Genomic DNA, 18128 nt, shown 5'->3' with positions numbered 1-18128 from the left:
AAGTGTAGCGCTTCAGAATAAATCAATCAGATGATCGCACAATGGCTCTCAAAAGCTTTTGCACAAAGTTTCAGGGTTCTCCTTGCCGTTACATTTGTCAGTATTGGAAGAACTAGCAGCTTGTGTCGGCTTATCTTCGCAAGAAATGACCGCTATCATTAGCAAAGAATAGATATTTTATCATGCACGTTTAACGCCACTAATTTTTAAAACATCACTCATGGTTGCACAATAATTTGGTAAGCCGAAACTATCGGGATTGATGAATTTTTCGTATGTGAAATGCCGATAGTTCATGCAAAACCGATCCCAAGCGGCCATCCGAATGCGGAACAGAACAATAATCAAATTAGCCAATGCTATAGATATGGGAATGCGAAAGTAAATCTTTTTGCCCAAATATGCACAAACTTGTTTCACTGCTTGATTAGCAGTTAACGGTGCTTGACCTAAAACAAGCCGACGTGATTGCTCATTTTTGCCAGGATGATCAATTAAATATCGTACTACAGTCGCAATATCTCGTCCGTGGATAAAGTGGAAACTCCCATCTGCTTCCAAAAAGCGAATCACATTAATATATTTTGTCACTTCTGGAATGCCAGATGTGAGGTGAGAATAGGGTTTATTGGCATCACCACCCAATACTAAAGTTGGAAATACTGTGGTAATTTTGGGTGCGATCGCTAATTTTTCTTTTTTATGTAAGCACTCATATTTAGAACGAATATAATCTGTTCCAATTTCCCCGGCTTCTTTTAATGGTTGATTGTACCGATCTAAAACGCTCGCTGTCGAAAAATAAATAACCTGCTGACAACGTTCTGGATCTAGCAGTTCCAGCAACTCTATAGTCTTGACGACATTAATATCAAATGTCTCATCACCACCCCAAGCTGTGGCTGTGAGTACCGCCGTATCGATTGTGGATAGCAAATCGGCAAACTGGCGAATATTTTGCATATCACCTTGTAAAACGTTGATACCTGAACGGGCCTTAGTATCAACTTGTAGTTTACTTGGGTTCCTAACTAGTAGATACAGTTCGTGATCTGTTTCTTTAATTAAGGTTTCTGTTAAATAATGACCTACACAACCACTTGCACCAGTCACTAAAATCCGTTTCTGGCTCATAGATAATTTATCAAACGTTAGGAGTTAAAAGTGAAGAGTTAAAAATAAAGTTAAAAGTTCCGAATCAGGAGTTAAAAATAAAGTTATGAGTTAGAAGCGAGGAGTTAAAAATAACTCTACACCTCACAACTGATAACTTCATAACTCATAACTCCTAACTCTTAACTCATAACCCATAACTCCTAACCCTTAACTCCTGCCAGATTCAATTCCTTTGCTGTTTCAAAGAAGAAAGCGACATTTTCTTCGGGAGTTTCTGGTAAGACACCATGACCGAGATTGAGAATGTGACCCCAATTGCCAGCTTTGCGAACGGTATCGAGAATGCGATCGCGGATAAACTGTTTAGAGCCGAATAGTACGCCTGGGTCAAGATTTCCTTGAACTTTCATTTGTTTACCCAATCTGGCTCTTGCGTCTGCCATATCTACTGCCCAGTCTACAGTGACAATATCAGCGCCAGATTGTCCCATTCTTTCCAACACACCCGCACTACCGCTAACTAGCAAAATCAAAGGTGTATCGGGATGGGTTTGCTTAACTTGCTGGAAAACTCGCTGCTGATAGGGGAGAGCAAAAGTGTCATAATCTTGAGGACTCAATTGACCCGCCCAAGAATCGAACATTTGGACAACTTGAGCACCACAGTCAATTTGATAGCGGGCATAGATCGCGATCGCATCTGCTAATTTAGCTAACAGTTGATGCAATATCACCGGGTCTGAAAATGCCATGTTTTTGATGATGGAGTAGGTTTTAGAACCTTTTCCCTCTACTGCATAAGCTGCTAAGGTCCACGGCGCACCCACAAAGCCCAACACCGTTGATTTATCGCCTACTTCAGAACGTAGCGCTTGCAAAATTGTTTTGATAAATGGTAGAGCTGCTTCTGGTTCTAAAGGACGCAGAAGCTCAATTTGTTCTTGAGTGCGGAGGGGCGAGTGAATGATTGGCCCTTTACCTTCCGCAATGTCCATGTCAATGCCCAAACCAGGTAATGGGGTGACAATATCAGAAAATAAAATTACTCCGTCTGGTTGGAAAGCTCTCCACGGTTGCAAGGAAACTTCAATTGCTACTTCTGGAATTTCCGAGCGATCGCGAAACGAAGGATACTTATCTCTTAAGTCTCGATATGCTTTCATATATCGTCCCGCTTGTCGCATCATCCATACAGGGGGACGATCTACTACTTCACCACGAGCAGCCCGTAACAGATGAGGAGTCGTTGAATAAACACCCATTTATCACTTCATCCTAAGTCACAATTTTTATGCCACTGTTTAGCTTATCATTCCGGGATTACGCTTTATTAGCAAGTTGTCAGCAAAAGCCCTAGTTCCTTTACACCAAAGGGAAATCGGGTCGGGAATAGGATAAAACAAGAATTAACAAAAAAAGTGGAATATAAAAGAATTTCGTCACTCTTTTGTGTTGTCTCCACTCTCTACTCCCCTAACTTCTTATGCAAACTGACTCTAACAGTCCCGAACATCTTGCATCTGCTAATAATGAGCCTAATCCAGGAAAGTTTTTGATTCCGCGATCGCAGCGACAGAGGTTCTTTATTCAGTTTACCTTAATGACCCTGATCGGATGGGTTGTGGGTGGCATTGCCAGTATCGCCTTAGAGAAAATTATTCTCCAAAGTCTCTCACCTAACGTTGCTATCCAACCACAAACATGGAGCATTTTGGTCAGAAGTCTCAGTAACGTTGTATTTGCTGTAATTTTTGCTGCTGACCAGAGCCTTGTCCTTTACCGATATTTACTAGGTTGGCAGTGGCTATTTGCTACTAGCGTCGGTTGGCTGATTGCCAACGGCGTTTCTACAGCCTGGATTAACTACATTTCAACCATTGCCTCATCATCACCTGAAGAAACTTTTATTTTCGGATTTTTGTCTGCGATCGCATATATAATTTCTGGAATTTGGCTAGGTATTTGCCAATGGCTGGTATTGAGGCGATATACCGCAGGCATTTGGTGGTGGAATTTTTTACCCTCAATCTCTTTCTTCTTGATTACTATTTTGGTTTGGTTGCTTTTTCTTATACAAAATTTGATTCCAGAAACCTACCGGACTCCCATATTATATTGGAGCGGACAAGGGCTGACAGCTATAATTTTGGGAGCCATCCCAGCAATTGGTTTGTGTACACTGAAAAGAAATTTACATCGCAAAACTGAAGTTTCTCCCTGACTTTTGTCGATATATTCCATTAATTTTAATGTTTATGACTCGCCCGCGAATTCTCCAACCCGGTCAAAGTTATACATTTAGTAAGTATTTTGAATTACCATATACCCCAGCAGACATCTTGGCGGAACTGGGATGTAGTTACGAACGCGCATCGCTACAACTACCACAATATTCAGGCGTAATTGACTATTTAGAGTTTTTGCAGCGTTACTTACGGCGCAATATCATGCGCGTCAACCCTATCAGTGAAGCTGCAAAACGTGAAGTTTTAATTGCTCCTATTTTGCTGGAAATTTGCGACCAAACGCAAACTCAACTGAACATTGAGTATCCCATTAATGTTAGCGAACAACTCAAAGGAAGTTTTGATTACTATATTTCATCTTCCAATTCACTGTTAGTAGTTGAAGCCAAGCAATCCGATTTAAGTCGAGGGTTTACTCAACTTGCAATTGAATTGATAGCACTTGACCAATGGACAGATTCTCAAACCCCAACTTTGTATGGTGCTGTAACAAATGGAGAAGATTGGCGATTTGGAATATTTTATCGCCAAGATAAACGGATCATGCAAGATATCAAACTTTATCGCGTTCCAGAAGGTTTGGAAGAATTAGTGCGAGTGCTTGTGGGAATTCTTACGAATGCTACTAGTTAATTAGGGAGCATCCCAGTTTTTATTATTCGATGAAATAATAAAATTTAATATGTCATTGCGAGGAGGAACGACGAAGCAATCGCAAAGACTGGGATTGCTTCGTCGTTCCTCCTCTCTACGAGACGCACTCGCGTTCGCAATGACGTTTACAAAAATGGGATGCTCCCGTTAATTATGTACTCAAGCCACTGCACCTCAGAGGATATCACGAGCTACCCAGTTTGATTTAATTGCTATCCCAAATAGTTTCTAAACGCTCTTGTGCTATTTTGAGAGCTTTTTCAGGAGACTCACCCAACAATGTAGCCTCAATAGCTCGACCAAGACTGTCAGAAAGGCGGCTATATCCAGCAATAATCGGTCGAGCACCAGCCAGAGGAACTTGTTCCATAAACACTTTTAACCAAGGTTTTTGGTTCATGAATTGCTGATAAGCCTCACTTTGTGCAGCTTTAAGATTAACTGGTAAAAAACCGGTGCCGATACTCCATTCTTTTTGGAATTCTTCACTCAAAACATATTCTAAAAACTTGAGTGCAGCTTGCTCTCTGGCTGGTGTAGTTTTCATCACATACAGATTTCCGCCACCTGTGACCGTAGCTTGACCAACATTTGCAGGTATGGGAAATGCATCATAATCAACTTTAGATTTAGTGATATAAGTCCAAGGGCCTGTAATTTGCATAGCAACGCGACCCGCTATAAAAGCATCCTCTTCATAACCCCTTTCTGGAGAAGAAAGCGTTGCTGAACCATCTTTTAATAGCTGCTGCCAGAATTGTAAAGCTTTCAGCGCTCCAGCGTTCGTTAAATCTGGTCGGTTATTTGTTAGTACTTCTCCTCCAGCGCTCAATAAAAAAGGAAACCAGCTAAAAACAGTCCATTCTCCCTTTCCTAAAGGCAGTACAATTCCGTACTGTTCTGGTCGGTTGTCGCCATTGCGGTCTATGGTCAATTTTTTAGCAACTTCCCTCAATTTTTCCCAAGTCTTAGGCATTTGCGTAATTCCCGCAGCTTCAAAAAGCTTAGGTCTGTAAAAAATGCCTATATTGCTTGTATATAATGGGGCTGACCAAAGATGACCGTCCAATTGCAATTCTTCAAGTAGGTTAGGGCTGATTTCTGACTTTAGTGGCAATTTGTCTAACCAATCTTCTAAAGGTATAATTGCCCTTAAATCTGCCAACTGACCTGTAATTTGCGGGTAGAATGCCAGGATATCTGGAGGCACATTACCCACAACTGCTGTTAATATTTTCGGCAAGTGGGGTTGAGCTAAAAAGACAGATTCTACCTGGACATTAGGATGAGTCTGATTAAATTTGTCTACCAGTTTTTCAAACACATCTCGATTAGCAGGGGGATTGATTGCTTGCCATAGGGTTAAACGAATTACTCCATCATCCTTCTGTGCTAGTCCCTGACAACCAGATAAAAATATAAGAAACGAACTTAGGACAATCCCTATAAGTAACATTTGCCAAACAGAAGCAATAACCCGGCGATAATAATGGCTTATTTGGGATAGAAAAAGGATAATCTTCATACCAGGTAGTTAACCAGATTAAGAAATATTCTCCAAAACACTTTTGGTAATACTAGTTTCTGCTCTTGTGTAAATATAAGTTTGGGGTTCGGTTATTTTTTCGGTTCTGAAGATTTTTGCTGCCCGATACCAAAAGTCTGTATCCTCTCCGTAAGCAATATGATTAAACCCTTTCACCTCAAAAAATACCTGTCTCTTCCCAAAAAAGGTTGGGCCTAAAACACATTCTCGGAGATTAATTTTTTTACCTGGTTGAAAATAATCTGCAACCAAAATCTCTTCTTCTGTGGCGAACCCACCTTCAATCAAATCAATTTCTGGATTAGCTTTCATATATTCAATTCGCGCATCCAGGTGATTGACTTTATAAGCATCATCACTATCCAGAAATGTTATATATTTGCCAAAAGATGCTTGAATACCAGCATTTTTAGCATACCATAGCTTCCTATTTTGATGTTTCAAATACCGGATATTTTGAAATTGTTCAAGATAAGGATTGACAATTTCAAAAGTATTATCCTGGCTGCCGTCATCAACTATAATCAGTTCCCAATCTTTAAAAGTTTGAGCGATAACACTATCAATGCAATTATTTAGATATTTTGCTCGATTGTAGGTACAGAGGATAATTGATACTTCATAATTGAAATCAAAAATTACAGTTTCCATTTTTAAATCATCATCGTAATTGTTCACACAAAAATCCCATTAATAAAACAGGGATTTTTAATTATTGAGGAGTAAAGCATTAAGCTGTATTTAACATAACAAAGTTATTAACAATCTAAAAAATTACTCTTTAACTGTGTAAGTTTATAAATTCGTGCATAACATCATTATAATTATAAATTATCCGGCTATAATCAAATTTTTCTCTGACATATTCTAAAATTTCTTGGCGATAAGATTGGTTTTTCTCAATCATCTCGCTAATTGTATCGGTAACAACTTGTTGAGCTTCTGGCGTGGTGTCAGTTAAAATATTATCTGGCAAAATTTTAATGAATTCTTTGTGATGTAAATTGGCGCTAGCAGATTCAGAAACAACGATACATAAACCTGCTGCCATTGCTTCTAATACTACAAGTGGTGCAACTTCTCCTTCACTAATTAAAACTAAACAGCTATAATCTGTGAGCCGAGAATAAACTTGTTCTAAACTCCATACACCTAAATGTTTTGTTGTTGTTCCTTCAACAAAATCAGGATCATCTAGAGGGCCAACAAAATCTATTCCAATCTTTCCATCTATGATTTTTGCCAGTAATTTCTGCTGTTTTCTTGGTTGAATCCAACCTAAACAAATAGCTTTATTATTACCTTTAGCTTGAAAATTTACTTTCTGACTATCAATACCGTTCACTTGCACTGATATGTATCCAGAATAGCCTGCTTTCAGTAAAAAATCTTTTGTTAAGTGAGAAAGAGCAATTATCCCAGGTGCATTGAAATAATGTTGATATGCTTCTCTAAATTCTTCATTCCATTTATCTGTTTTAAACAAATAGCCATCATGACAGGTAAAACAATACTTCTGCTTAAGGTTCCGATTAAATTCGCTTACAAAACTATAGGCGTGTAAATGCACAAAGTCATAATTATTATTATTAATATATTCTATGACCTCGTTAACATCTTTCTCGTTTAAGATATCGGCTTGATGTCCAATTTTCTCTAAAAAGTTTTTGTATTCATTTATCACAGTTAAAACAGAATGCGATAGGGGAGGTTCAGGGATATAACCCCAAGCGACAAGAGCAATTTTCATAAATAATTTAGTTTCTCCTCACACTTTTTCTCCTCAAACTTTTAGATTTACTTTTCAGCCAAAATACAAGTTGCGACCGGATAATCTGGATGATAAGCGTCTAGTTCTTCAGATGTTAGTTCTTCTACGGCTATTCCGTGATAACTAGCTATGACAGTGGTAGGATTGCCATAGACATACAACTTCTGTTGTGAGAAGTTTCTAAACATCCAGGCGAAAGCATCAGGTAAAGGTCGCCAATAATCAACGGGAGTAGCATGAACTCTAATCGCACTTGGTACCATCGCAAAACATTTTCCACCGGGTTTTAGCCAAGTGTGGATATTTTCCACCGCTATCCAGGGAGCATAACAGTGTTCTAAAACATTAAAAATTATCACTGAATCAAAAGTTTCTGGTTTGATAACAGATACATCGTGAACATCCCCAACTATATCTACTCCTGGGCCTGCTTCTAAGTTGAGAATTTGATATGATGTGCCTGGATTAATTTGATAAAAATCTTTGTCTTTTGGTGTTCCTCCTATTTCCAAGATATTATCCCCGATTTGGGTTTGAATTTCCTGAAGAAATTTGCTCAGATAGTATCTATCGACGGGTTTACCTCTTGTCAATCCAAATGCTTGACAAATGGGAACTGCTTTTTTCAAATCACCCCAATCTATTGAACCTGTCGCAGGTGATAGGAAACCAAGGTTTTCTAAGTGTTCTACTAATTTACGAAAGTCTTCTATACTCTCAATAGATTCTAGGTCATCTTCTAATTTGTATTGAGAAAATAATTGTGGCAGGACTTGGTAAGTTTCTCTACTTAATGAACCAAGTTCAAATTGCATTTCCTTTTCGATAAAACTCCGAAAGCCTTTACCGAAAATTGTCAGGCTGCCATCTGCTAAAAAAACTATAGCATCTTGAAGAAGTTGTTCATATTGATCTAGTTCCTGAATGACTTTATCTGCTATGGAAGCGTATTTAACTTTTTGGAATATTTGGTAAGCATTCCCTAGTGAATGTTCGTGAACGAATATTTCTAGTATTGTCAGCCACGATTTTGATGGAACAATTTCTGCTGTTCGCTGACTCCAAGCAAAAATTGCATATAACTGTGAATCTTCAATTTTTAAGAAGACGTTAGGTACATATTGTTTGGGCATACAAGTAAATGACTCAAAAAATTTTAATAAGGAGGATGACTTAGGCATTATAAGCTATTTTGGAATCTATCTATACTGACAGTTCACAGATTATGCAGAGAAGATTTTCTCTTTCTCTACAGTAAATCTAGTACGGCTTGGTGGGGTGATTCACATTTAGTAAAAGCCCTGCGTAGCTTGCCGCCATAGGCATCGCCTTACTTTCTACCCGCGCCTAGATGTTTCTAATTACCGCAGGGCAGCATTAGGGGCGATTACCTTTTGCTTGGGGATTTGACTTGATCTCAGTATTAACTATTGAACCATAGTGTGTTACTGTTAATCCTGAATTACGTAATTTAATTGTTAAAGCTAACAAAACTAGTACATAATGAATCTTTGGAGAAAAAGAAAGAATGACAAAAACTAATGAAGTTGTTCCAAATATCTCATTGTCTAGTTGGGACTATATTTCACCTGAATTTGAAATAGCTCATCCTGATTCATCTTTCCCCAATATGATTATTGGAGACCTCAATAATTGTTATTGGTCTTATTTACGTCGAGAGATTCCCCATAACTGGTATGTGGATAAAGATGAGCCATTTATAGGGTTTCTCAATCGAGATGAGACACATATTTTATATAATACGGCAATCAAATTTGCTGGGAAAAAAGCATTAGAAATTGGTTGTTTGCGGGGTTGGTCTGCCTGCCATCTGGCATTAGGTGGAGTGGAATTAGATGTAATTGATCCTGCTTTAGCCAGAGAAGATGTTTATGAAAGTGTAAGTAATTCCTTACGGCTTGCTGGTGTTCTCGACTCAGTTAATTTAGTAGCTGGTTATAGTCCACAAAAGGTAGAGGAGTTAGCTAAACAGTTACAACGCAAGTGGTCATTGATTTTCATTGATGGCGATCATGAAGCGCAGGCTCCGCTCAATGATACGATTATTTGTGAACCATTGGCAGAGGATGATGCTTTAATTTTGTTCCATGATTTAACTTCCCCTGATGTAGCACAAGGCTTAGACTATTTAAAGGAAAAAGGTTGGAATACAATCATTTACCAAACTATGCAAATTATGGGTGCTGCTTGGCGTGGGAATGTTGAGCCAGTAAAACATCAGCCAGATCCGAAAGTTAATTGGAATTTACCAAAGCATTTAGAAGGTTATTCTGTAAGTGGATTATGACTGTTTAACCAGAAGCGGATCTGATTTTAACTTAATGTGGATGCGCGATCGCTAATATCCCCGCATCCCCATCTAAAGTTACCTCTACACCCACTGGTAACGCTGCATTGGGACTATCGTGGCCAAAAGATAAGTCAGAGACAATCGGAATATCCAAATCACCCAAGCGATCGCGCAATACTTCTTCTACACTAAAGCTAGGCACAGTTGGCGGCGCTTCACAGCGAGTAAAACCCCCCAAAGCAATACCGCAGACTTTAGACAAAGCACCACTCAAACGCCACTGCGTCAGCATCCTGTCAATACGATAAGGTGCTTCCGTAACATCCTCCAATGCGAGAATTACACCATCCAGATGTGGCAAGATTGGTGTACCCAAAAGGTGAGTAGCCACCGTGAGATTACCTGGCAACAAAGTACCAGTAACCACACCACCACCCCAACCGTAACCTTTAAGAGGAGCGATAGTGCGGCCCTCCAGCCAATCGAATAATCGCTCAATCGACCAATCTGGCTCATCTATCAAAGTCGTCAGCACGGGACCGTGAACGCCAGAAACTCCTGCTGTATAAAGGCTCCATAACAAAGCTGTGATATCCGAAAAGCCTATGAGCCACTTAGGATGCGCTGAGTTTGGCCAATTCCAATCTTCTAAGATGCGGGTGCTGCCAAAACCGCCTCTGGTACAAAGAAGACCACGACAATCAGGATCTTGCCATGCTGCTGCTAATTGCTGACGACGGTTTTCGTCTGTTCCTGCTAGATAACCCCATTTGTCATCTATCTTGGGGCTGATTTCTAGTTGGTAGCCGCGCGATCGCCAAATTTCTATACTCCGTTCAAATGCCTCAAATTCTCGCAAAGCACCACTAGGGGCAATTACTCGTAGTAAATCTCCAGGTTTCAGGGGCGGTGGTAAGATTTTGGCTGGCATGAAAAAAGTTATGAGTGAAAAGTATAATATTAACAATGCTGCAACTGTGTTAACAACACAACAACTTCATCAATTGCCTGCCGCACAACTGTTGCAGGTTGTTCTGATTGATTCACGATAATACTAAAAACCAGCGGTTCATACTTCGGCGCATTCATATATCCAGATAGAGAAATTACACCCGTTAACGTACCTGTTTTTGCTTGTACAATGCCCTCAGCAGGTGTACCTTGAAAGCGGCCCTTTAGAGTTCCACTTTTACCCGCCACGGGTAAAGATGCACGATATATATATGCTGTTGGTGTTCTTGCTATTCCTCGCAAAGTTTGTACAAAAGCTTCTGGTGTCACTAAGTTACGACGTGATAAACCCGAACCATCCACTAAAATATAATTTGCTGGATCAACTCCCAATTGAGTTAAACTCGCTTTGACAACTTCTAAACCGACATCAGCGCTAGTCTGATTTTTCACTCTGGGTTTTTTCACAGCTAATGCTCTCAGCAATGCTTCAGCATATAAGTTATTACTATTCTGAAGAGTTTCCATTAATAATTCAGATAAAGGTGGCGACTCTACAAATGCTATTTCCTCTTGATTAACACCACCATTTATTACTAATATTTGTCCCAAGGTAATTTTTTCTGTTGCCAAAGCAGTGCGGAAGCGCCGTAAGAAGTAATAATTAGGGTCAACTACAGGCAAATCTATTAAAGACGGTTCAGAATTCGTTGTCAGTTGTCCTTGAATTCGTAATACTGTTCCTGATAATTCGCGGGTAACGTTGATGTAGCTTGGTTGATTTTGGGCAACGGTTACTGACTGATTAATTGTCCGCCACTGTTTCGCCTCGCCAGCATCCGTCCATACCACTTGTAAAGATTTACCTACAGCTTGCGGTACAAGTTTTAAGCTAAAAATATTTTGATTCAGAATAAAGCTGTTGACTGGTGCGCCATAGTCAGACTGCACATCTTCCCATTGCCAGGTGGGGTTAACAATATCACCTTGAATATAACTATCATCGGCAATCAACCGCTGAATCTGGGTAATACCTTTCTGTTTTAGCTGCTGTGCCAATTTTTGCAGTTGAGTATCACTTAAGCTGGGATCTCCCCTACCGATAACACGTAAAACACCATTGCCATTCTGATAAATAGAAGTGCGAATCCGAAAATTAGCACCCAATTGCTGCAATGCAGCTGCTGTTGTCAGCAATTTCAGGTTAGACGCAGGAGTAAAATATTTCTGAGCATCCCGGCTGTAAAGAGTTTGCCCGCTTGATAGGGGTTGTACCAAAATTCCCCAGCGCACCCGACTAAATAAGGGACGATTAATTACAGCATCTATAGCTGTTCCCAGTTGGGTAGAGCAAATTGATTTTGTGGTAGTTGTTGGCGCGACTTGGGTTTGTGCTTTCGCAATAGAACTAAATCCTATCTGGCTAGTCAAAAATATTAACAAAACACCCAGTGGTTGATTGAAAGTCTTTAGTCTCACCAATTTTCCTTATCCCAAAGATAGATATTTTTAGCTTGCCAACAACTTCTTTCCGGAGAGAGAAGACTTGGCTCAGTAAAGTTACTTAACTAGTATAGGGAAGATGTTCACATGTTTCATACGTGGGCGAGCGCACAAACATAATTTATGGGACTACAAAATAGAAACGTAAGTCAACCTGCACATACAGAAATACGAAATCGAGGCAACGGTGTGAGTACATTTTTATCTGGTGTAGCTGTATTACTCTCTACTTTGGCTCTGGGATGTAGCGGCTATGTAGCTTATGAAGTTTTCACGTTACGGCAGACACTAAATACTACTAATACAGTCAGTAACAGCATTCCCACTCAAGTGCCAAGTCTTACAGCTACAACTTCTCCACAAGCAACGGTCTCACCATCCCCAGCTAGTGCTACAACTTCAGCAATTAGCCCTGGTCAATTTGTGCAGCCTGCTTTTGGCAAAAAGGCAGAAGTTGAGTTACTTTCAGCAAAAAGAATTAAAGATCCAGAAACTGGAAACCGTGATGTGGTAAATCTGCAAATGCGGATTCGTCGCCTTGCCACAGACGGAGTTGTTGGTGGCGATATTATATCGGTTGCTAGTACAACAGCCCGCAATCCTGAGACTAGCGTAACTTACAAAGGAGTTGCTCTTAATCGCTCAACAGAAAGCGTTTCTTTGTTTCAAGTACGTCCACAAGCCTCCGCAGATGCTTATATCTGGCTAAGAGTTCCTGATGGTGTTAATAACTTGGACATTTTTGTGCCAGATACAGCTGCATTTAAAAATGTACCAATTTCTAATTAGTCCTCTATCGGATTAATTTTGATAACGTGCAAGATTCCCAACTTCTTCATGAAGTCGGGAATCTGAATAACTTAACTCAAACAAAATTATTTCATCCTCTAAATTAGCAACCCCAAATTAACGATGGTAGATGGTTGAGGCTGCAATTCAAAAAGGATTATTCCTCCTCTTCCTCTTCTTCCTCTCCGAACACTGCGTCTATAAGTTCTTGTGCGCGTTCGTCTGAAATATTTAAGGCTTCCTGAAGCTCAGAGATATAATCCTGTTCTGCTTCGGGTACTTCTTCGTCAATCCCCACCACTAAGATAGCTGTGATGTATGCAGCTTCACGATAACCTCTATTGGGTAAGGATTCGATGGACTGGGCGATTAAATCTTCTGGTTCTTCTTCTTCAATCAAGCTGACAACTTTTTCGGTCAATTCTTCAAAGTCTTCTTCAGAGTAATCTTCAAATAAGTCAACCCGACTGAGAAATTCACTTAAAGCATATTCTTCTGTGGAAGAAATACCTTCACCATCGGCTGCTGCGGAAAAAAGTCCAAGGAGTGCGATCGCAACTTCTGGTTCTAGAGCAACTGAACTAACACTACGGCCTTTGGGCAACTTGCGTTTAGACATAATTATCCTCTAAAAGTTACGTGATATTTTAGGAAGTCATATTTTGCGGTTTATAATGCTTCCTCGATTTATGATTCCCAAAATAATGCGGAAATATACATTGGGATGAATCTTTTTTTCATAAAAAATACGCAGAGAATATATTTGTCTGCGTATAAAAACGGTTAAATTGCTTTAAGCGATCGAGGTTTTTAGTACTTGTGTGTACACCATAGCTTATAAAGGGGAGGGAATTAGATGTTCTAGTTTCCCCTTTCTAATATTATTTTGGCGATCGCATTTGTTGATTGGGCGATCGCAGTTGCTAATTGCACTTATTCTCAAACAGCAAAAACAATCTGCTCAAATGCGATTCTCTAATAGAGAACCAATTAAACACTTATTGATTGGTTCTTCGAAAGCCGTCACCAGTACAATTCACTATTTGCAGGTAATTGGCTATGCAAGTGTTGGAGACTGGAGTCAACTACTACCAACCGCTAATCCTGGCGAAGTAAGAAGATCCCACACCACTGCTAGCTAACCCTGCACTTTTACCACTGGCGACATTAGCCAGAACCGACTCACCCGCAGACTTGTTAACTCAAGTCGCGACTGCTGTGGATATGATTGAAGAAACAGACGAGCGACAGAATATATCAGCTTGTGTACAGGTTTTAACTGGTTTACGGTTTGACAAAAGTTTGATTACACAGCTTTTCAGAGAGGAAATTATGCAAGAATCTGTGATTTACCAAGACATTCTGCAAAAGGGAGAAGAACGAGGAAAGAAACAGGAGGCGCTACAACTGATTATGCGTCTTTTGACACGACGCTTTGCTGCAATTGAGCCAGAGATAGAAAAGCAGATTTGCACATTATCCATTACTCAACTAGAAGACTTAGCTGAGGCGCTGTTAGATTTCTCCAGTCAAAGCGATTTAGTGAATTACTTAGGAAATATCTTTTTACCTCAACCCAATCAGGAAGATTAAGCTATCTCTACGCAAAAGGAAAGGGAGCAGAATTAGGGGAATTCCTGTATCTTTCTCCCCTTCTCCTTGCTCCCCTACCTCTCTAGTCTGAATTATCAAAAAGCGTTACAGCTTCGTCCCACACTCAGCACAGAAGTTGTGGTTAGGAGCATTTTTGGCATTGCAGTTACTACAATAAACTGGCTCTGCTGCTGCTTTGGGCGGTTGCTTCTGCAAGCCGACCATTTGAGCGTTGCTCTTGCCTGGAGCTACCATTGGATAGCAGTTTTCGTCTCTGGTGACGTGGACGTTTAAGATTACTGGCCCTTTGTGTGCCAGCATTTCGGCGATCGCATCTTTTAATTGACTGCGATCGTTGATTACCATGCCTTTAATGCCATAAGCTTTTCCCAACAACTCTACGTCTGGCATCCCTACTTCCATGTCGGAGCATGAGTAACGTTCACCATAGAAGGCTTGCTGCCACTGGCGTACCATCCCTTGCCAGCCGTTGTTGATAATTATTGTCTTGACATTTATTCCATACTGTGAAATTGTCCCTAGTTCCTGTAAACACATTTGGAAACTAGCATCACCGCTGATACAGATGACTTCTTCATCAGGAAACGCCACTTTCGCGCCCATTGCCGCAGGTAAGCCAAAACCCATCGTTCCCAAACCAGCGCTAGAAATCCAGCGCCTTGGGCCATTCTTCAGGAATTGTGCTGCCCACATTTGATGTTGTCCAACATCTGTGGTGTAGAAAGCATGGGGTGCTTGGCTATTGACTTCTACAATCACTTCTTGGGGTGAAATGCTGTCGTGATGCTGCGGCACGATTAGAGGATATTCTTCGCGCCAACGGTTAACTAGATTTAGCCACTCTTGGTTTTGATTCGGTGTAGCCTTAACGCCTGTTTCTTTGCAACGACGCAACAAGTCTACTAACACGTTCCGCACATCGCCGACGATGGGCACTTCGGGAATGCGATTTTTGCCAACTTCTGCTGGATCGATATCAATGTGGATTACTTTGGCGCGGGAGGCGAATTCGTCTAACTTGCCTGTCACGCGATCGTCAAATCTAGCGCCAACGCAAATCAGCAAGTCACAATCACTAACAGCGAAGTTAGCGTAAGCTGTGCCGTGCATCCCCAACATTCCTAAAGCTAGGGGATGATGTTCGTCAAATGCACCGATCCCCATTAAGGTTGTGGTGACGGGGATATTAAATAACTCAGCTAGCTCTTTTATTTCTTCATGAGCACCAGCTGCGATCGCACCACCACCCACATACAATAGCGGACGGCGACTTTCAGTAATCAACTGGATCGCGGCATGAATTTGCCGGGGATTTCCCTTCACTGTGGGACGATAACCGCGTAACTTCACTGAACCTGGTTTTACAGGCACATAGTCAAATTCTTCTAAAGCTACATCTTTGGGGACATCAATCAAAACTGGCCCCGGACGCCCTGTGCTAGCGATATGGAAGGCTTCGGCGACAATTCGCGCCATATCTTTGGGGTCACGCACTACATAAGAGTGCTTCACGATTGGTAGCGTAATCCCGTAAATATCGGTTTCCTGAAACGCATCTGTACCAATCGACGGGCGTGCTACCTGCCCTGTCACCACAATCATCGGGATTGAGTCCATGTAGGCTGTGGCGATCCCTGTCACCAAGTTAGTTGCTCCTGGGCCAGAAGTACCAAAGCATACTCCTACTTTCCCAGTAGCACGGGCGTAACCATCAGCGGCGTGGGCTGCGCCTTGTTCGTGTCTCACGAGAATGTGCTTCATAGCACCAGTTGCTTCCACCTTATACAGGTCGTCGTAAATTGGTAGAATTGCCCCACCAGGATAACCAAAAATATAATCAACGCCGTGGCGATGAAGGCTGTCAAGCAGAGCAAAACCGCCAGATGCACGTTTGGGCACGACTGGCGGGCTAGAAATACGAGACTGTTTGTGATTCTCGGTTTGTGGGAGACTAATTTGGGAGAGCGATTCTCCTGCGGAGACACTTCGTGAACGCACGGTCAAACCTCAGACTATAGCTAAAGTTAATGCTGAATTTCTGTAGTTAAGATTTCATTTTAATTGAAAAGTTCAATCAAATTCTGAGAATTTTATATATTAAATATAAAGCTAGATTATTAGCCTACATTAATTAAATTACGTCTTGCAAGACTTTGCGGGTATTTTGCCAAGCCCAAACACCGACAACCACAACAATAATACTCATTGCTACAAGCACAAATCGCAAGCCCAGAGCATCAGTTAATGGTCCAGTAATCGCCAGAGGTAACGCCAGAGCGATGTTGACGGCATGATTTTGAAAGCCAAATACTTTACCGTGCATGGTAGGTGGTGTTTGCTGTTGAATTAAAGTTTGCATGGGTACACCAATTAAGGCAGCACCTACACCCAAAAATCCACATAATCCTAGTGCCAGCAACAAGTTGTGCGTAAAAGTGAACACCCCTAATACTAGTGCCATCATCAAAAATCCAATTAAAGGTAAGGGCTTGTGATGTAATTTCTCACCCCAATGACCTAAAATCGCTGCACCAAATACCATACCCACCCCTGCTGCTGCCAAGAAAAAGCCAAACTGTTTTTCTTTTAGACCAAACTCCTCGGCTAATCGAATCGTCAGCACTGTTAAGGCTGCAAATACACAATATAAAGTTGTCAGTTGCAGCATGGCATTCAAGATCAAAGGGTTTTTCTTGAGATAGCGTAGGCTTTCGGTGAATTCAGCCCAAGGGTGATTTGATGCCCGATGTTCCCGGTGGGGTTTGTGTTCTTTAAACTTAATTGGCTGCATGATCGCAGCCGATAATATGTATAATCCGCCAACTACAAGCTCTTGACCGTATTCTTCTCCCATCCAGCTTTTCGCCAAACTCAAAATCGGCTCTCCTATAGCAAAGCCAACAATTAAAGCTCCCATCATTGTGCTGCTAAACAGCGCATTAGCTGCCAACAAATTCTCTCGCTTCACCAACAAGGGAATGGCTGCTTGTTCAGCTGGTGCAAAAAACTGAGTCACCGTAGAAATGGCAAAAGTCAGGATTAACAGAATCAGGAACTCTCGTGGTAACAAGGGAAGACATAGCGTCAATATTCCCCGCACAACATCTGAGCCAACCATAATCAGCTTTTTTGGCAAGCGGTCAACAAAGATACCACCGGCAGAGCCGAACAAAATTGCTGGTATTGTAAACGACAGCATCAAGGTTGAGTACATCGAGTTTTGCGCCAACCCAGGAAGCGGTGAGTAGTTCTCCAAGAGAGCAATCATCAAAACAAAAAAGACCTTATCTGCTAACTGGGACAACAGTTGCCCAATCCACAGGAGCATAAAACCACGGTTTTTTAGCAGTGCGCCAAACCCGTTATTAACAGCAGCCGGTTCAGTTGGAAACATTAGATACTTTGGGTAGATGGGGAGTGGGAGAGACGCGACGCCAGTCGCTACAACGGGGAGCCACTCCGTTGGGCGGCTTTGCCGACTTGAAGGAAGTGGCGTGGGAACCCCCCTTCGGGTTCACCAGTCGCCTACGGCGGGAAACCCGCCTACAGCGCTGGATTCACCGCAACGCGCTGGCTCATTAATCGCGTCTGTACTGGGGATTGGAGAGTTGGGGGAACTAATGACAA

Annotated in this window: 18 protein-coding genes; 7 read left to right on the top strand and 11 right to left on the bottom strand. The window is 41.3% G+C overall.

The window, feature by feature from the left end:
- Nucleotides 1-180: 180 nt before the first annotated feature.
- On the bottom strand, nucleotides 181-1134 hold the full coding sequence (locus RM347_RS12875; protein WP_322720380.1) for an NAD-dependent epimerase/dehydratase family protein: 954 nt from the start codon (nucleotides 1132-1134) through the stop codon (nucleotides 181-183).
- 182 nt (nucleotides 1135-1316) lie between these two features.
- On the bottom strand, nucleotides 1317-2378 hold the full coding sequence (hemE, locus tag RM347_RS12870; RefSeq protein WP_322720381.1) for a uroporphyrinogen decarboxylase: 1062 nt from the start codon (nucleotides 2376-2378) through the stop codon (nucleotides 1317-1319).
- Nucleotides 2379-2599: 221 nt separating this feature from the next.
- On the opposite strand from hemE, the gene RM347_RS12865 reads away from it, so the two are divergent.
- Nucleotides 2600-3337, top strand: a complete 738-nt coding sequence (locus RM347_RS12865; RefSeq protein ID WP_322720382.1) for a hypothetical protein — start codon at nucleotides 2600-2602, stop codon at nucleotides 3335-3337.
- A 34-nt stretch (nucleotides 3338-3371) separates the two neighbouring features.
- Entirely contained in the window at nucleotides 3372-3995 is a 624-nt protein-coding gene (locus RM347_RS12860; RefSeq protein ID WP_322720383.1) for a hypothetical protein, read from the top strand.
- Nucleotides 3996-4221: 226 nt separating this feature from the next.
- On the opposite strand, the gene RM347_RS12855 is transcribed toward RM347_RS12860, so the two are convergent.
- The 4 genes from RM347_RS12855 to RM347_RS12840 all read right to left on the bottom strand — a co-directional run bounded on the left by RM347_RS12855 (nucleotide 4222) and on the right by RM347_RS12840 (nucleotide 8466).
- On the bottom strand, nucleotides 4222-5541 hold the full coding sequence (locus tag RM347_RS12855; protein WP_322720384.1) for an ABC transporter substrate-binding protein: 1320 nt from the start codon (nucleotides 5539-5541) through the stop codon (nucleotides 4222-4224).
- Nucleotides 5542-5559: 18 nt separating this feature from the next.
- On the bottom strand, nucleotides 5560-6213 hold the full coding sequence (locus tag RM347_RS12850; protein WP_322720409.1) for a glycosyltransferase family 2 protein: 654 nt from the start codon (nucleotides 6211-6213) through the stop codon (nucleotides 5560-5562).
- Between the two features lie 130 nt (nucleotides 6214-6343).
- Nucleotides 6344-7312: a glycosyltransferase gene (locus RM347_RS12845; RefSeq protein ID WP_322720385.1), complete on the bottom strand. Its 969-nt coding sequence runs from the start codon at nucleotides 7310-7312 to the stop codon at nucleotides 6344-6346.
- A gap of 47 nt (nucleotides 7313-7359) precedes the next feature.
- Nucleotides 7360-8466: a class I SAM-dependent methyltransferase gene (locus tag RM347_RS12840; RefSeq protein ID WP_322720386.1), complete on the bottom strand. Its 1107-nt coding sequence runs from the start codon at nucleotides 8464-8466 to the stop codon at nucleotides 7360-7362.
- A gap of 395 nt (nucleotides 8467-8861) precedes the next feature.
- Here RM347_RS12840 and RM347_RS12835 point away from each other — a divergent pair, with 395 nt between their 5' ends.
- The gene (locus tag RM347_RS12835; protein ID WP_322720387.1) at nucleotides 8862-9641 is read left to right on the top strand and encodes a class I SAM-dependent methyltransferase; all 780 of its coding nucleotides are present in this window, start codon (nucleotides 8862-8864) and stop codon (nucleotides 9639-9641) included.
- A 31-nt stretch (nucleotides 9642-9672) separates the two neighbouring features.
- Here the strand turns inward: RM347_RS12835 and RM347_RS12830 are convergent, their stop codons facing one another.
- Nucleotides 9673-10575: a S66 peptidase family protein gene (locus tag RM347_RS12830; RefSeq protein WP_322720388.1), complete on the bottom strand. Its 903-nt coding sequence runs from the start codon at nucleotides 10573-10575 to the stop codon at nucleotides 9673-9675.
- Between the two features lie 29 nt (nucleotides 10576-10604).
- The gene (gene dacB / locus RM347_RS12825; protein WP_428850550.1) at nucleotides 10605-12077 is read right to left on the bottom strand and encodes a D-alanyl-D-alanine carboxypeptidase/D-alanyl-D-alanine endopeptidase; all 1473 of its coding nucleotides are present in this window, start codon (nucleotides 12075-12077) and stop codon (nucleotides 10605-10607) included.
- 210 nt (nucleotides 12078-12287) lie between these two features.
- Between dacB and RM347_RS12820 the strand changes: the two genes are divergently transcribed.
- Complete coding sequence (locus RM347_RS12820) at nucleotides 12288-12887, top strand: hypothetical protein (protein WP_322720410.1); 600 nt, start codon at nucleotides 12288-12290, stop codon at nucleotides 12885-12887.
- Between the two features lie 157 nt (nucleotides 12888-13044).
- On the opposite strand, the gene RM347_RS12815 is transcribed toward RM347_RS12820, so the two are convergent.
- The gene (locus RM347_RS12815) at nucleotides 13045-13506 is read right to left on the bottom strand and encodes a tellurite resistance TerB family protein (RefSeq protein WP_322720390.1); all 462 of its coding nucleotides are present in this window, start codon (nucleotides 13504-13506) and stop codon (nucleotides 13045-13047) included.
- Between the two features lie 202 nt (nucleotides 13507-13708).
- On the opposite strand from RM347_RS12815, the gene RM347_RS12810 reads away from it, so the two are divergent.
- Together RM347_RS12810 and RM347_RS12805 are read left to right on the top strand one after the other, a co-directional pair.
- Nucleotides 13709-14029: a hypothetical protein gene (locus RM347_RS12810; RefSeq protein WP_416211928.1), complete on the top strand. Its 321-nt coding sequence runs from the start codon at nucleotides 13709-13711 to the stop codon at nucleotides 14027-14029.
- Nucleotides 14030-14081: 52 nt separating this feature from the next.
- Nucleotides 14082-14480: a DUF4351 domain-containing protein gene (locus RM347_RS12805; RefSeq protein ID WP_322720391.1), complete on the top strand. Its 399-nt coding sequence runs from the start codon at nucleotides 14082-14084 to the stop codon at nucleotides 14478-14480.
- Between the two features lie 105 nt (nucleotides 14481-14585).
- Here the strand turns inward: RM347_RS12805 and ilvB are convergent, their stop codons facing one another.
- Together ilvB and RM347_RS12795 are read right to left on the bottom strand one after the other, a co-directional pair.
- On the bottom strand, nucleotides 14586-16499 hold the full coding sequence (gene ilvB, locus RM347_RS12800) for a biosynthetic-type acetolactate synthase large subunit (RefSeq protein ID WP_322720392.1): 1914 nt from the start codon (nucleotides 16497-16499) through the stop codon (nucleotides 14586-14588).
- A gap of 133 nt (nucleotides 16500-16632) precedes the next feature.
- Nucleotides 16633-17895, bottom strand: coding sequence for an MFS transporter (locus RM347_RS12795; RefSeq protein WP_322720393.1), 1263 nt, complete (start codon nucleotides 17893-17895; stop codon nucleotides 16633-16635).
- Here RM347_RS12795 and RM347_RS12790 point away from each other — a divergent pair.
- Nucleotides 17886-18083, top strand: coding sequence for a hypothetical protein (locus RM347_RS12790; protein ID WP_322720394.1), 198 nt, complete (start codon nucleotides 17886-17888; stop codon nucleotides 18081-18083). The two genes, RM347_RS12795 and RM347_RS12790, sit on opposite strands and share 10 nt — an antisense overlap.
- Nucleotides 18084-18128 lie beyond the last annotated feature (45 nt).

The sequence above is a fragment of the Nostoc sp. ChiQUE02 genome (genome assembly GCF_034531305.2).
Classification (GTDB): domain Bacteria; phylum Cyanobacteriota; class Cyanobacteriia; order Cyanobacteriales; family Nostocaceae; genus Nostoc.
This window is presented reverse-complemented; position numbering and strand designations above follow the sequence as displayed.